The following is a 15534-nucleotide window of genomic DNA, read 5'->3' on the forward strand; positions in this document are numbered from 1 at the left end:
TTCGACGTCCGCGCAGCTGTTACGCAAAGCGTCCCACCTTCGGGTGGGGCGCTTCTGTGCTTCTGCGGTAGACTTCGTAACGGACAACCATGCCATGGACGTTTCGGTCTTCGGTAGTGGCCTCCGGAGGAATGAGCGCTTCGCGCCGGTTCCGTGGGCCCCGATCGATGACCGGCTTGGATCCATGGGATGTCCGAGCCAATATCCCGCCGGAACGGCGCGGGGTCTCGCACTGCCGAGGGCACAACGCCTGCGGCAGCGCGTTCACTCATGCGTTGAGGACAAGCATCTGCGCACCACAGACCACCGCGTGCCGGCACAACATAGGAGACTACGTGGGACTCAACCCTGAATCCGCCGTTGCCCATATCGACAACGGCAGCTTCGGCAAACACACCATTCGCTTCGAAACCGGTCGGCTGGCTCAGCAGGCCGCCGGATCCGCCGTCGCCTATCTCGACGACGACACCATGCTGTTCTCGGCCACTTCGGCCGGAAAGAACCCCCGTGAGGGCTTCGACTTCTTCCCCCTGACCGTCGACGTCGAAGAGCGCATGTACGCCGCCGGCCGCATCCCCGGCTCGTTCTTCCGCCGTGAGGGACGCCCCTCGACCGACGCGATCCTCACCTGCCGCCTCATCGACCGCCCGCTGCGCCCGTCCTTCGTCAAGGGTCTGCGCAACGAGGTCCAGGTCGTCGTGACCGTGATGTCGGTCAACCCCGACCACATCTACGACGCCCTGGCCATCAATGCCGCGTCGATGTCGACCCAGCTGTCGGGTCTGCCGTTCTCCGGCCCCGTCGGCGCTGTGCGCATCGCGCTCATCGACGGCCAGTGGGTCGCCTTCCCGAACCACTCGCAGCTCGAGGACGCCGTGTTCAACATGGTCGTCGCCGGTCGCGTGGTCGGTGACGACGTCGCCATCATGATGGTCGAGGCCGAAGCCACCGACAACGCCATCGACAAGATCAAGACCGGCGCTCAGGCCCCCACCGAGGAGGTCGTCTCCGAAGGTCTCGAAGCTGCGAAGCCGTTCATCGCCGAGCTCTGCCGTGCGCAGTCCGAACTCGCCGATCGTGCTGCGAAGCCGACCGCCGAATTCCCCGTCTTCCGCGACTTCGAAGATGACGTCTTCGACGCCGTCAGGGAACTCGCCGAGGCGAAGCAGACCGAGAACTTCAAGATCGCTGACAAGCAGGAGCGCGAAGCCGCCGGCGAGGTGCTCCTGGGCGAACTCTTCGACAAGCTCGGGGAGCGCTTCGAAGGCCGTGAGAAGGAGATCGCGAACGCGCTCAACGCGCTGACCAAGCAGGTCGTGCGCAAACGCATCCTCACCGATCAGGTCCGCATCGACGGTCGTGGGCTCAAGGACATCCGTCCGCTCACCGCCGAGACGAACGTCATCCCGCGCGTGCACGGTTCGGCCATCTTCGAGCGCGGCGAGACCCAGATCCTGGGTGTCACCACGCTGAATATGCTCAAGCTCGAGCAGACGATCGACTCGCTCTCACCCGAGACCTCGAAGCGCTACATGCACCACTACAACTTCCCGCCCTATTCGGTCGGTGAGACCGGTCGTGTGGGCAGCCCGAAGCGCCGCGAGATCGGCCACGGCGCCCTCGCCGAACGCGCCCTCGTGCCCGTTCTGCCCAAGCGTGAGGACTTCCCGTACGCGATCCGTGAGGTCTCCGAGGCTCTCGGCTCGAACGGTTCGACCTCGATGGGCTCGGTCTGCGCCTCGACGCTGGCCATGCTCTCTGCCGGTGTGCCGCTGCAGGCACCCGTCGCCGGCATCGCCATGGGTCTCGTCTCCGACGTCATCTCCACCGACCAGGGTGAGCAGACCGCCTACGCGGCTCTGACCGACATCCTCGGCGCCGAAGACGCCTTCGGCGATATGGACTTCAAGGTCGCCGGTACGCGTGACTTCATCACCGCGATCCAGCTCGACACCAAGCTCGACGGCCTTCCCGCCTCGGTGCTCGGTGCCGCACTCAAGCAGGCTCGTGAAGCCCGCATGGTCATCCTCGACGTCATCAACGACGCCATCGACGCCCCGGCCGAGATGGCACCGACGGCACCGCGGATCATCTCCGTGAACATCCCCGTCGACAAGATCGGTGAGGTCATCGGACCCAAGGGCAAGATGATCAACCAGATCCAGGAGGACACCGGCGCGGACATCAGCATCGAAGACGACGGAACTGTCCTCATCGGTGCCACCGACGGACCGGCCGCCGAGGCCGCCCGCTCGATGATCAACGCGATCGCGAACCCGCAGGTCCCCGAGGTCGGCGAACGCTACCTGGGCACCGTGGTTAAGACGATGAGCTTCGGCGCATTCGTCTCCCTGACCCCGGGCAAGGACGGCCTGCTGCACATCTCCGAGCTGCGTAAGCTCAACGACGGCAAGCGTGTCGAGGACGTCGAGGACGTCGTCGGGGTGGGCCAGAAGGTCCAGGTCGAGATCACGAAGATCGATGACCGCGGCAAGCTGTCGCTGGCTCCGGTCACCGACGAAGACGAGAACACGGACGAAGAGGGATCAGACAACTGATACTGAGCAGTTCGCACACCGGGGAGGGCAGCCGAATCGATCGGTCTGTCCTCCCCGGTGGTTTGACGCTGACCACCGAACACATGCCGGGCCTGGCCTCGGAGACCATCGGCATCTGGGTCGCCGCCGGGTCCCGCGACGAATCCGCCGAGACCGCCGGGTCGACGCATTTCCTCGAACACATGCTGTTCAAGGGCACCGGCACCCGCGACGCGAAGACCATCGCCGCGGCCTTCGACCGCACGGGCGGGGACTCGAACGCGATCACCGCGAAGGAGCTCACCTGCTATTACTCCAGGTGTCTGGTGACGGATCTGCCGGACATCACGGCGCTGCTCGTCGATATGGTGTCGAACGCCCAGCTCGAGAACGAGGAGTTCGAGCGCGAGCGCGGAGTCATCATCGAAGAGCTCGCGATGTCCGCCGATGATCCCGGGGACGTCCTCTTCGACGACTTCGACTCCCTGGTATTCGGCTCGCATTCGCTGGCTCGGCCCGTGGGTGCGACGAAGGACCAGATCCGTGTGCTCGGCCATCACACGGTCATCGACCACTACCAGTCGACTTATATTCCGCCTCGTCTGGTCATCGCTGCCGCGGGTGGGGCGACCCATGAGGAAGTCCTCGCTATGGTTGAGGACGCCCTCGCCGAGGCGGGGCTCGGGTCCCGTGCCGATGTGTGGTCGGGTGCGGAGAACGGTGCTCACGGTGCGGGCTCGGTGGAGAAGGGAGCGCACCTGGCCGGTGCGCCCCGAGTGCGTCCGCAGTTCCAATCCGGACAGTCGCACACCGTCAAGGACATCGAACAGCTGGGCATCATGCTCGGCTGCGAAGGCCTGGAAGAAGGCCACGACGACCGGTTCATCTACTCGGTCATGCTCACGATGCTCGGCGGCGGAATGTCCTCGCGACTGTTCCAGAGCGTGCGCGAGGAGCGTGGGCTGGCCTATGCCGTGAACTGTGTGGCCAGCCAATTCACTGACACGGGGACTTTCGGAATCTACGCCGGCTGCACCGCCGAGAACGCTCAGGCCGTCGTCGATCTGGCCTTGAACGAATGGGACCGTTTGGCGCAGGAGGCGCCGAGCCGGTTCGAACTCGACGAGATCGTCTCCCAGCTGTCGGGGTCGATGGTGCTCGGACTCGAATCGTCGGCGGCGCGCATGAACCGCCTCGCCCGGTCCGAGATCTTCGGTCTGCCGCTCGAATCGCCGATGGATCTCATCGAACGCGTCCGTTCGGTCACAGCCGAGGACGTCAGCGAGATGGCCGGGCGCCTGTTGTCTCGGCCCAAGGCACTGGCCTTGGTCGGCCCCGCCGCCGAGGTCGAACTGCCCTGACCGCGTCCGTGGGGTCAGGGCTGTGGCCGTGGGCTGCCGGTCGGCAGGAATCTGAAGGGAGACGGTGAGATGTCGAGGAAGAGCGCAGCCGTACGCCGGGAGGAGATCCTCGCGGCTACGGTCGAGGAGATCGAATCCTCCGGCCTGCGCACTCTGCGCGTCTCCGACGTCGCGGCACGTCTGAGTTTGAGCGCGAGCCTCGTCATCTACCACTTCGAGACGAAGGAAGCGCTCGTCGCCGAAGCTTTCGACTTCGCCGGTCGCCAGGACATCGACCATGCGCGTGAGCTCGCTGCGGACGGGCATGCCGCAGGGGATGCCGCCTCCACCGGCAGGTCGGCGTCGGCTCCCGGATCAGCTGCCGCGCGCCAGCGTCTGCGGGAGGTCATCGGCTGGTACATGCCCAGCGGGTCCTCGCGCAGCTGGAAGATCTGGATCGACGGCTGGGCGGCCGGGCTCTTCGATGCGGGCCTGAAGTCCACGTTCGCCGGTCTCGATCAGGAGTGGAAGGCGATCCTCGTCGGGCTCATGGATGAAGCCATCGCGGCTGGGGAGTGCTCTGCCCCGGAGGGCGGCACCGAAGCCTGTGCGACTCGGATCCTCGCCTTCCTCGACGGCCTGGCGATCCAGGTGGTGGTCAATCCCGCCGCCGTCGATGCCGACGTGCTGGCGACCTGGGTTGACGACTTCCTCGCCCACGAACTCGGTTGAGCGCGATTGTTGGGTCGATCACCAGCCCGATCCTCGTCTCCTCGTCCATCTAGCCCGTATCGATCGGACCGGGATTGACGACGTTCGCAGAGATCTTCTTCGGACCGAGTTCCCGGGCAGCTGAGATGACAATGCGATCGAGTGCGCCCTTCGACGCGCCGTAGGACAGATTGCCGGTGACATGATCGCTGGTGAACGCGACGATGGCTCCGCCCTCCTCGCCGATCTGCCGCGCGAATGCCGCGATGAGGATCAGTGATGCGCGAGTGTTCACTGCCATGTGGCGGTCAAAGCTCTCGGCGGTGGTGTCGAGGATCCCGGACTCTTCACCGTGCGCATGGCTCGATCCTAACGCCCTTGACGCGGTGGCCTGACCCCGGCAGACTGGAAATGCACGTTACTGAATCGCGATTCAGTAATGGCCTGATGCACTCCGCTCCCGATTCTTTCCTGGAGGCTCCATGTTCATGGACATCACGTGGCAGGACCCTGTCACCGGCGCGGCAGGCTATGTCGTCATCGACACCCTCGTGCGCGGAACCGCCTCGGGAGGGCTGCGCATGCGCAGAGGCTGCACCCTCGAGGAAGTCCGCGGACTCGCCCAGGGCATGACCCGCAAGGAAGCCATCCACCTGCGCGAGGGCCGTCACTACGTTCCGGTCGGCGGAGCCAAGGGCGGCATCGACTTCGATCCCCGGGCCCCGGGGGCCAAGGACGTCCTCGAACGGTTCCTCGCCGACATCAACCCGATCATGCACGCCTACTGGGCCCTCGGCGAGGACCTCGGTGTCCGCCAGGACGATATCGACGAGATCCTCGCCCGCCGCGAACTCGGTTCCGGACTCTCGGCCGTGGCGAAACTCGTCGACGATCCGTCCGCCGTCGACGCACGAGCCGAAACGGCCTTCTCCGCCGTTGTCGACGGCATCGCCCAGGACGAACTCGTCGGCGGACTCGGCGTGGCCACCTCGGTGCTCGCCGCCCTCGACGAAGCCGGACGCGAACCCAGCGAGTCCACTGCTGTCATCCAGGGCTTCGGGTCCATGGGCGGAGCGACCGCCCGCTACCTCGCCGAGGCGGGACTGCGGATCGTCGGCATCGCCGACGCCGACGGGTTCGTGACCAACCCCGCCGGGCTCGACGTCGAAGCCCTGCTGACGACCCGTGATCCCTTCGGCGGAATCGACCGGGCCTCTCTGCGTCCGGATGACCACGACGGCGACCGCGACGACTGGCTCGCCGCCGACGCCGACGTCCTCGTCCCCGCCGCCGTCAGCTACTCGATCACCCCGGACAACTGCGACCGCATCCAAGCCTCACTCATCGTCGAAGCCGCGAACATGCCCGTTGTGCCCACAGCCGAAGAACGTCTGCTGGCCCGCGGGGTCACCGTCGTCCCGGACTTCCTCGCGAACTCGGCGACGAACGCCTGGTGGTGGTGGGTGACCTTCGGCGACGTCGACGGCAGCTGGGACGACAGCCGCACCATCGTCACGACGACTCTGCGCGAACTCACCACCGAAGTCCTCACCGCCGCCCGTGACCAGGGCATCAGCCCCCGTGCGGCAGCGCAGGCGAAGGTCGATGCGAACCTCGACCACCTCGCCGATCGCACCGCCGCTCCCGCCTCGGCGTCGGAAAGCTAGCGACATGGATGCGTTCTTCGACCCCGGCAGTGTGGCCGTCCTCGGAGCATCGAATGATTCCAGCAAATGGGGATTCTGGCTCGCGGCCGGAGCCCTGCGCGGAGCCGAGCGACGCCGCGTCTATCTCATCAACGCGAAAGCCGCGTCGATCCAGGGCCGGCCGACGTTCGCCCGTCTGGGAGACCTGCCGGAGACCCCAGAGCTGCTCGTCATCTCCGTGCCCGGTCCCACCGTCGCGGGAGTCGTCGCCGAGGCCCTCGAGAACGGAGTGCGCGCCTTCCTCATCATCTCCGCCCGCGTGCCCGACGCCGACGCGCTGGCTGCCACGATCCGTGAAGCCGGAGGCCGCCTCATCGGCCCGAATTCCTTGGGCCTCGTCGACTCACGCACCGACCTGCTCCTGGCCTGGGGCAACTTCACCCCGGGAAGCCTGGCCGTGGTCACCCAGAGCGGGCAGCTCGGCACGGAGATCGCCACCCTCTCGGCCCGCAGCGGACTCGGCATCTCCCGGTTCGCCTCGATCGGCGGACAGTCCGACGTCCGCGCCGCCGAGGTGCTCACCACCCTCGTCGACGACCCCGCGACTGCCCAGGTCGCGCTCTACCTCGAGTCCTTCACCGGTGGCGCCGCCCTCGTCTCAGCGCTCAAGGCGCTGCGCGCCGCCGGGAAGCCGACGATGATCCTGACCACCGGATCCTCGAGTGCCGGTGCCCGGCTCGCGAAATCCCACACCGGATCGATGACCTCGGCAATGGACACCGTCGATGCCGCCTGCCGGGCCGCCGGCGCCATCCGCCTGACCACCCCCGGCCAGCTCGTCGAACTCGCCGGCTTCTTCGCCTCTGCCTGGCTGCCGAACGGCCGTCGCATCGGTGTGCTCTCCGACTCGGGCGGGCAGGGAGCGATCGCTGCCGACACGGCCGAGAGCTGGGACCTGCATGTCACCGAGCTGACACCGACCACTCGTGATCGTGTCGCCGGTGTCCTCACCGACGCCGACCACCTCGACAACCCCATCGACCTCGACGGAGCAGGGGAGAAAGATCTCGACGTCTACGCCGACCTCGCCGAGGTGCTGCTGGCCGACTCGGACATCGACGCCGTCGTCCTGACCGGATACTTCGGCTGCTACGGCGAGGACATCCCCGACCTCCTTGACCGTGAGCTGTCCGTCGTCGACCGATTGGGTGAGCTCGTCGTCGAGGCGAAGAAACCCGTCATCGTCCACTCGATGAGCGCATCCTCGCCCGCCATCACCCGGCTCTGGGAACTCGGCATCCCCGCCTACACCTCCATCGAGGCGGCCATGCGCGTGCTCGCCCGCGCCGGCTTCTACGCCGCCCACTCCGGACGACTCACCGAATCCCTCGACCTCACCGGCCCCGTCACCCCGTGGGGCACCGGATACGCAGCCGCCCGAGCCGTGATCGAGGACGCCGGAGTTCCCGTTCCCGCCGCCGTGACCTTGGGAAACGTGAGCCTGGGGGAGTCCCGTGAACCCGCCGAGGCGGTCCCGGACTCTGAACTCAGACCGCCGTTTGCGCTCAAGGCCGGATGGCCGGCGCACAAGACCGAAGTCGGGGGCATCGCCCTGGGTCTGAACGATCTGCCCGCGGTCGAAACGGCGTATGCGGACATGGTGGGCCGCCTCGGCGAGGGTGAGTACATCCTCGAGGAGATGGACACGCGCGAGCACGTCGTCGAGATCCTCGTCGGGGGTCGCCAGGATGAGAACTTCGGGCCGCTCGTCGTCGTGGCCGCCGGCGGCACGGAGACCGAACTCTTCGCCGATACCTGGCTCGAACTCGCCCCGGTCTCCCACACCGAGGCCCTGGGCATGATCTCGCGGCTGAGCTGCTCGCGACTGCTCACCGGATGGCGGGGCCGTCCCGCCGCCGAAATCGACGGCCTCGCCGAGGTCATCGTCGCCGTCTCACGGCTCGTCGCCAGCAGCAACGACATCGCCGAGATCGAAATCAACCCGGTCCGCGTCGCCCCGGACGGCGCCCTGGCCGTCGACGCGCTCGTCGTGACCACAGAGAACCCGAACAGCGAGGAATGAGAATGGAACAGACGGACATCACCGGCGGCGCACACCTGGCTCGGGCACTCGAAGCCGAGGGGATCACCCGAGTCTTCGGGATCCCCGGCACCCACAACCTCGAAATCTTCGCACAGCTGAGCGCCGCAGGCATCGACATCGTCTCACCCCGCCACGAACAGGGCGCGGGCTACATGGCCGACGGCGCCGCCCGCGTCACCGGCGAGGTGCAGGTCATCGTCACGACCACGGGGCCGGCCGCGCTCAACGCGCTCACCGCCCTGCTGCAGTCCTTCACCGACTCCGTTCCGGTCCTCCTCATCACCCCGGGCATGCCGCTGACCCACCCCGGCCGCGGCAACGGACTCCTGCATGAGGTGCGCCACCAGTCCGCGGCCCTGTCCGCCGTCCTCACCGAGGTCACGCGGGTCACGAGCCCCGGCGAGGTGCCCCTGGCCGTGGGGCAGACACTGTCGGCGATGCGCTCGGGCCGGACGCGACCGGCCGCCATAGAGATCCCGCTCGACCTCATCGAAACCACCGGTCCCGGGCAGCTCCATCCGTCCGTGACCCGGGCCCTGCCGGTCCCAGTGCCCTCACAGATCGACACCGCCGCCGAGGCGATCGCCGGCTCCCAGCGCCCGCTCATCATCACCGGCGCCGGTGCGCACGGGGCAGGTCAGGAGATCGCCGCGCTGGCGGTGAGCCTCGGTGCCGGGATCATCCTGTCGTCGAACGCGAAGGGGCTCATCGACGACCGCGCCGAGTCCACCATCGGTGCGGTCGGGGTCCTCGAACTGCTCCCGGAACTCACGGGCGATGCCGATGCGGTCATCGCGATCGGTACGGAACTGGCGCCCAGCGACTTCTGGCCGGAGCCCCTGCCGCTGCCCGACACCGTGGTGCGCATCGACATCGATGAGGTGCAGATGCTCACGAACGCGGCCGTCACCCATCCGATCCTCGCCGGCGCGCGGCCTGCGACCGCGGCGCTGGGCGAACGGGTGGCCGCGCTGCGGACGGAGTCCGCGACTGCCGCCGCACGGGACTGGACGGCCGGCTGGAAGGACAGGGCCGCCTCGGCGATGGAATCCGACGGTCGACCCTGGGCCGAACTCTCGGCCGCACTCACGACGTTCGCGGAGGCCGACGACTCGCCGCTCATCGTGGCGGCGGATTCGACGATGGCCTGCTACTACGGGGTGCAGACCGGGTGGAAGGCGCGCCCAGGGGACCGGTTCCTCTACCCGGCCGGGGCGGGAACGCTCGGCTTCGGACTGCCCGCCGGAATCGGCGCGAAACTCGCATCGCCTCAGGCCAGGGTCGTCGCGGTCGAAGGCGACGGAGGATCGATGTTCACGATCGCCGAACTCGCCGCAGCCGTGCAGGCACGGGTGCGGCTGAGCCTCATCATCATCGACAACGGCGGGTACGGGGAGATCCGCAACGAGATGGAAGACCGCGGGGACACCCCGTCAGGGGTGAAGCTGACCGGACCGGACTTCCCGGCACTCGCGCAGGCGATGGGGGCACGCGGGGTCCACGTCGACGGTGAAGACGCGCTGGTGGCGGCACTCACCGAGGCGGAGGATTCGACGGGTCCGACGCTCATCCACATCACCGAGGAGTCCCGAGCCGGAGCGGACATGCTCGGCGGCTGAGACCTCCGACCGCCGGTCGGGCGCAAGGGGGCACCCGACCTCCACACACATTTCGAAGGAGAACTGATGAGCTACACACCTTGGCCGCTGACCGATGAGCAGCACGACATCCTCGACCTCGTGCGCGGATTCGCTCATGACACGATCCGGCCGGCAGGACGCCGCGTCGACGAAGCCGACACCGAATCGCCAGTCGACATCTTCACGGCCGCCGCGAAGCTCGGGATCACCGACTTCATGATTCCCGAGGAGTTCGGCGGCGGCGGACTCACCGATGTCTTCACCCAATGCCTCGTCCAGGAGCAGCTGTGCTTCGGGGACCCGGGCATCGGGAACTTCGTGTGCTCGAACGGGTTCTTCACCGACCCGATCCTCGCTTTGGGCACGTCGGAGCAGAAGGAGGAGTGGCTGCGCCCGCTCACAGGTGCCGACCCGAAGATCACGGCGCTGGCGACGACGGAACCCGGCTCCGGATCGGACTCGGCCTCGATCATCACCCGTGCGGATGCCGTCGAGGGCGGGTACGTGCTCAACGGGCAGAAAGCCTGGATCTCCAACGCAGGACTCGCCGACTTCTACGTCGTCTTCGCCAAGACCGACCCGAGTCAGCGCTCGCGCGGGATCAGTGCGTTCCTTCTTCCCCGGGAGACCGAGGGGATGGAGTTCGGGGCGCCGATGAAGAAGATGGGGCAGCGGGCCATCGTGTGTCGGGAGATCTTCCTCTCCGACGCATTCGTACCGGTCTCGGGCCGCCTCGGCGAGGAAGGGGAGGGCTTCTACGGGCTCATGCGCACCTTCGACATCTCACGGGTGGTGCTCGGGGCCGCGGCGCTCGGCACGGCACGGGCGGCCTTCGAATATGCGCGTGACTACGCGCGGGAGCGCACGCAGTTCGGCACGAAGCTCATCGATCATCAGGCCGTGGCGTTCCGGCTGGCGGACATGTCGGCGCGGATCGATGCCGCGTGGCTGCAGGTGCTCAACGCCGCGCGGATGCTCGACGCCGGTGATGCCGTGGGTCGGCAGAAGGTGACGTCGACGGCGGCGATGGCGAAGCTGGGCGCCTCGGAGACGGCGATGTTCTGCACCTGGGCGGCCGTGCAGACCCTCGGCGGATGGGGGTACTCGCGGGAGCATCCGGTCGAGCAGTGGATGCGCGATGCCAAGCTGGAGGAGATCGAGGAGGGCACCTCGGACATCATGCGGCTGCTCATCTCCCGCAACCTCGGGTGAACGGGGAGCAGACTGCGCGCTGTGTGCTCTGCGTGCGGTGCGTGCTCTGCGTGCGGAGCCGGCGCGGTCTGCGTGCGGTGGCGGCGCGGTCTGTGTGCGGAGTCGGCGTGAGGAGACCGATGCTGCTCGCACAACGGGACAGTTCAGGTTCGACCTTCTTTTCACAGAAAATGGAATAGGACCCGCGAACCCCTTGTTGTCCGAGATGAGACCCTGGGATAGGGTCGAAATGAAGCCACCGATGTGGTGGTCATCAAATCTGATCAGGAGGAATCTCATGGCTGAGCAGTACACACTTCCGGAACTGCCCTACGACTACTCCGCTCTTGAGCCGCATATCTCGGCTCGCATCATGGAGCTGCACCACGACAAGCACCACGCCACCTACGTCAAGGGCGCCAACACCGCCATTGAGCAGCTGGCCGAAGCCCGCGAATCCGGCAACCTCGCCAACGTGCCGAAGCTGACTCGTGACCTCGCGTTCAACCTCGGCGGACACGTCAACCACTCGATCTTCTGGAACAACATGTCCCCGGACGGTGGAGACAAGCCGGTCGGTGAACTCGCCGCAGCCATCGATGACCAGTTCGGTTCCTTCGACAAGTTCCGCGAGCACTTCACCACCGCAGCCACCACGATCCAGGGCTCCGGCTGGGCCGTCCTCGTCTACGACCAGCTCGGCGGAAACCTCTTCATCGAGCAGCTCAAGGACCAGCAGTCCGACATCCAGCTCGGCGGCACCCCGGTTCTGCAGCTCGACATGTGGGAGCACGCCTTCTACCTCGACTACCAGAACGTCAAGCCCGACTACGTCAAGGCTTGGTGGAACATCGTGAACTGGGCCGACGCCGGCGCACGCTTCGACCGCGCAGTCGCTCAGACGAAGGGCCTCCTCCTCGGCTGAGACCCCTAATTGCTACCTGACGGCGGCCCAGCAACCTCGCGCGAGGTTGCTGGGCCGCCGTCAGGTGTGTGGGGGTGCGAAACGGGCACAGGCAGGCGGGCCGGCAGCTGCGGATAGGGTGGACGAATGAGCGCAATTCTCAGACCCTGGCAGTCAGAGGACGCCGAGATGTTGGGTGCGGTGTATGAGCAGGCCGATGGCGCTCTGCTGAGCAACATCCCCGACGACCGCACGATCGACGGTGCCCGGGCATGGATTGAGACCGTCACCGGCGCCGAGGCGGTCGGGGACCTCTGCGCTCGTGTGATCGTCGGCCCCGGTGACGGGTCGGACCGACGAATCCTCGGCAATGTCATGGCCTCGGGAATTGAGCACAGGCACTCGAGCGCATGGGTCTCCTACTGGTCCGTGGCCGAAGCCAGAGGCCAAGGACTGGTGTCGGCGGGGCTGCGCAGCCTCGTCGATCTCCTCCACGACGAACTCGGAATCTACCGGCTCGAACTCGGCTGCAGGGTGAACAATCCGGCATCAGCCGCCGTGGCCAGGAACGCCGGATTCCTCGTCGAGGGTCGCGAGCGAGAGAAGCTGCTCTACGACGGCATCCGCTATGACACGGAGGTCTGCGCCAGACTCACTGGAGATCCGCGGCACAGCGGACCGCGAATACCGATCACCGCATCGCGCTGACTCCGTTCCCGCCCCTCCAGAACTACCTGACGGGGGCCCAGCAACCTCGCGCGAGGTTGCTGGGCCGCCGTCAGGTAGTAAGAGGGAGTGTTCGGATGGTCACCGGATGCGGGGGAGCGACGGTGGAGTCGCTAGACTGGCTGGCGGAGATCGCAGGGATCGTCACACCTCGCCGGGATCGTCACATAAGGAGACCAGACACATGAGCATTCGCGTAGCCGTCATCGGAGCCAAGGGCCGGATGGGATCCCACGCCGTCGATGCGATCAACCACGCCGAAGGGCTCGAACTCGTCGCCGCGCTCGTCAGCAGCGATTCTCTGGAGACCCTGCTCGAGAAGGACATCGACGTCGCCGTCGAGCTCACCGTGCCGAAGTCCACCGAGGACAACGTCACCTTCCTCGTCGAGCACGGCATCGACACCGTCGTCGGCACCACCGGCTGGGACAATGACCGCCTGTCTCGGCTCGACGCCACACTGCAGGACCACCCGCAGACCGCGGTGCTCATCGCCCCGAACTTCTCGATCGGCGCCGTCCTGGCCATGCGCTTCGCCGAACTCGCCGCCCCCTACTTCGACTCCGCCGAGGTCGTCGAAATCCACCACACCCGCAAACTCGACGCCCCGTCGGGCACCGCGAACCACACGGCCCAGCGCATCGCCGCAGCCCGCAACGCCGCCGGACTGCCCGCCGTACCCGACTCGACCGAGGCCGATCCGCACGGTGCCCGTGGTGCCGTCATCGACGGCATCCACGTCCACGCCATCCGCCAGCAGGGCATGAACGCCCACGAGGAGATCCTCTTCGGCTCCGACGGCGAGGCCCTGACCATCCGCACGGACTCGCACTCCACCTCGGCGTTCATGCCCGGCATCGTCACCGCGGTGCGTTCGATCGCCGACTGCACGGGGCTCATCCACGGCCTCGAGAACATGCTCGACCTCTGATGTCGAAGGCCAAGATCGGGGCGATCATCGTCTCCGTCGTCCTCGTCTTCTACTTCGTCCTCATGGGACAGCGGGCGTGGATCCTCGTGCGTGAACCCGCCATGATCCCCAAGGTCATGGGCATCGCCCTGTTCGTCCTGCCCATCATCGGCGCCTGGACGCTCATCGTCGAGCTCGTCTTCGGAGCGCGCACCGAGAAGCTCGCACGCATCCTCGGCGCCGAGGGCGGCCTGCCTGTCGACGACCTGCCCAGGACGCCGGGCGGGAAGATCATCCGCGAAGCCGCCGACAAGGAATTCGTGAAATACCAAGCCGAAGCCGAGGCCGCTCCTGAGGACTGGCGGTCCTGGTTCCGGCTCTCCTGTGCCTACGACGCCAGCGGAGACCGCAAACGGGCTCGCGCCACGATGCGCAAGTCGATCAGCCTCTTCCGGGAAGGTCAGAAGCAGGGCGCTTAGGCCCCGGCGACGCCGCCCGGACGAGCGCGGCGATCCCGCCTTCCAGCGGCCCGCGTGAGCTGACGGCGAGTTTCCACACCAGAGGCAGCAGCACGAACGTGAGCGCGTGGATGACGAACTCGAGGGTCTGCTCGCCCGTCGTTGCGGACTCCTCCAGCGGATTGCCCACGACCTGGCGTCGCGTGATCTCCAACAGCACGACGTGTGCCGAATACACGCTCAGCGGCATCGATCCCGGTGCCGACAGCGGCGCGAGCACCCACGACCGACGGTCCAGCAGCACCGCCGCGGCTTGGCAGGCAGCGATGGTCATCACGGCTGTCCCGCCCGTGGAGAGCAGATCGAACGGCGTGCCCGAATGCGGACCGGCGATCGCCAACCACCACCACGACGTCGCCGGCGTCACCCCGTAGCTGCCGGTGAACAGCGCCGCAGTGAGATCCGTGCCCCACATCTGTGAGTCGGCCACGAGGGCGGCATCACCGCCGAAGACATTGAGCAGAATCCACGACGCACCGCGGCCGAGGACGAAGAGTCCGAGACCGGCCGTGAACAGTGCGAGCAGGTGGCGGCCGATGTCGAGCTTCGCCACGGCCATGCCCAGCAGAATATAGGACAGCCACTGCAGCACCGGGTAATAGCCGGTGAGGAAGAGGTCGGTGAGCATCGTCGACGGCGTCGCCAGGTCGAAGAACCCCATCGGCAGGTAGCTCGGTTCGAGGAGGAGCGTCGAGCGCACCCACATCGACACCACGGGGGAGACCACCATCCAGACCCCGGCGATCGCGAACAGCGCACCGGCCCGCAGCCGCAGGAAGAACAGGGCGAGAGCGAACATGATCCCGTAGTTGACGAGGATGACCGCGAGCAGTCCGGAGATCGACCCCAGGCACAGTCCGATGAGGACGATGGCTGCCGCCCGGATGAGCACGCTCGGCGCCGCATCGCGCAACCTCCCCGACCCCGCCATCCGGGACCGGGTCGACAGCACCAGCGAACAGCCGGCGAGGACCGCGAACAGTGCCGAGGCCCGCCCGGCGAAGACCGCCGCCCACGTCGGCATCCCCGTCTCGTCGCCGAGCGCGAAGATGTGCGTGACCATCATCGCCAGCAGGGCGATCCCGCGGGCGACGTCGAGCCCGATGAGGCGACCGTCGGGGCTGAGTCGACGGACCACCCTCGCCGAGGTGGCCGTGGAGTTCGCGTCGTGCGCTCGGTGGGAGTCCGCCGGGTGAGAGCTCATGGAACGATTCTCACACGACTTCGCGGCAATCGGGCCCGCGGGGCCCGGCCGTCCGCGAGGTCGGCAGCCACGGGCAGCGGTCGCGGGTCTGGATCGAACTCGT

Annotated in this window: 12 protein-coding genes and 1 pseudogene; 11 read left to right on the forward strand and 2 right to left on the reverse strand. The window is 67.1% G+C overall.

Annotated elements, in window-relative coordinates:
- Positions 1-335 precede the first annotated feature (335 nt).
- The 3 genes from FHG09_RS13955 (at position 336) to FHG09_RS13965 (ending at position 4609) form a co-directional block, all read left to right on the forward strand.
- Positions 336-2558, forward strand: coding sequence for a polyribonucleotide nucleotidyltransferase (locus FHG09_RS13955; protein WP_152348250.1), 2223 nt, complete (start codon positions 336-338; stop codon positions 2556-2558).
- Between the two features lie 62 nt (positions 2559-2620).
- Positions 2621-3898: a M16 family metallopeptidase gene (locus FHG09_RS13960; protein ID WP_227492771.1), complete on the forward strand. Its 1278-nt coding sequence runs from the start codon at positions 2621-2623 to the stop codon at positions 3896-3898.
- 69 nt (positions 3899-3967) lie between these two features.
- On the forward strand, positions 3968-4609 hold the full coding sequence (locus FHG09_RS13965; protein ID WP_152348251.1) for a TetR/AcrR family transcriptional regulator: 642 nt from the start codon (positions 3968-3970) through the stop codon (positions 4607-4609).
- 52 nt (positions 4610-4661) lie between these two features.
- On the opposite strand, the pseudogene FHG09_RS13970 reads toward FHG09_RS13965, so the two are convergent.
- A pseudogene (locus tag FHG09_RS13970) lies at positions 4662-4955 on the reverse strand (SDR family oxidoreductase); the annotation flags it as partial.
- 115 nt (positions 4956-5070) lie between these two features.
- Between FHG09_RS13970 and FHG09_RS13975 the strand changes: the two are divergent.
- The 8 genes from FHG09_RS13975 to FHG09_RS14010 all read left to right on the forward strand — a co-directional run bounded on the left by FHG09_RS13975 (position 5071) and on the right by FHG09_RS14010 (position 14188).
- Entirely contained in the window at positions 5071-6255 is a 1185-nt protein-coding gene (locus FHG09_RS13975; RefSeq protein WP_152348252.1) for a Glu/Leu/Phe/Val dehydrogenase dimerization domain-containing protein, read from the forward strand.
- A 4-nt stretch (positions 6256-6259) separates the two neighbouring features.
- The gene (locus FHG09_RS13980) at positions 6260-8317 is read left to right on the forward strand and encodes an acetate--CoA ligase family protein (protein ID WP_152348253.1); all 2058 of its coding nucleotides are present in this window, start codon (positions 6260-6262) and stop codon (positions 8315-8317) included.
- Between the two features lie 2 nt (positions 8318-8319).
- A complete protein-coding gene (locus tag FHG09_RS13985) occupies positions 8320-9957 on the forward strand; it encodes a thiamine pyrophosphate-dependent enzyme (protein ID WP_227492772.1) in 1638 nt (545 codons plus the stop codon).
- 66 nt (positions 9958-10023) lie between these two features.
- A complete protein-coding gene (locus FHG09_RS13990; protein WP_152348255.1) occupies positions 10024-11190 on the forward strand; it encodes an acyl-CoA dehydrogenase family protein in 1167 nt (388 codons plus the stop codon).
- 277 nt (positions 11191-11467) lie between these two features.
- Positions 11468-12094 carry a superoxide dismutase gene (locus FHG09_RS13995; RefSeq protein WP_152348256.1) on the forward strand — a complete coding sequence of 209 codons (627 nt, stop codon included), beginning with the start codon at positions 11468-11470 and terminating at the stop codon, positions 12092-12094.
- A 126-nt stretch (positions 12095-12220) separates the two neighbouring features.
- Positions 12221-12781, forward strand: coding sequence for a GNAT family N-acetyltransferase (locus FHG09_RS14000; protein WP_152348257.1), 561 nt, complete (start codon positions 12221-12223; stop codon positions 12779-12781).
- A gap of 202 nt (positions 12782-12983) precedes the next feature.
- Entirely contained in the window at positions 12984-13730 is a 747-nt protein-coding gene (gene dapB, locus FHG09_RS14005; protein WP_152348258.1) for a 4-hydroxy-tetrahydrodipicolinate reductase, read from the forward strand.
- A complete protein-coding gene (locus tag FHG09_RS14010) occupies positions 13730-14188 on the forward strand; it encodes a tetratricopeptide repeat protein (protein WP_152348259.1) in 459 nt (152 codons plus the stop codon). The genes dapB and FHG09_RS14010 overlap by 1 nt, the downstream gene beginning before the upstream one ends.
- Here FHG09_RS14010 and FHG09_RS14015 read toward each other — a convergent pair.
- Positions 14151-15431: a heparan-alpha-glucosaminide N-acetyltransferase domain-containing protein gene (locus FHG09_RS14015; protein WP_152348260.1), complete on the reverse strand. Its 1281-nt coding sequence runs from the start codon at positions 15429-15431 to the stop codon at positions 14151-14153. The genes FHG09_RS14010 and FHG09_RS14015 overlap by 38 nt on opposite strands.
- Positions 15432-15534: the final 103 nt, after the last annotated feature.

The organism is Brevibacterium sp. CFH 10365 (genome assembly GCF_009299785.1).
GTDB classification, from domain to species: domain Bacteria; phylum Actinomycetota; class Actinomycetes; order Actinomycetales; family Brevibacteriaceae; genus Brevibacterium; species Brevibacterium limosum.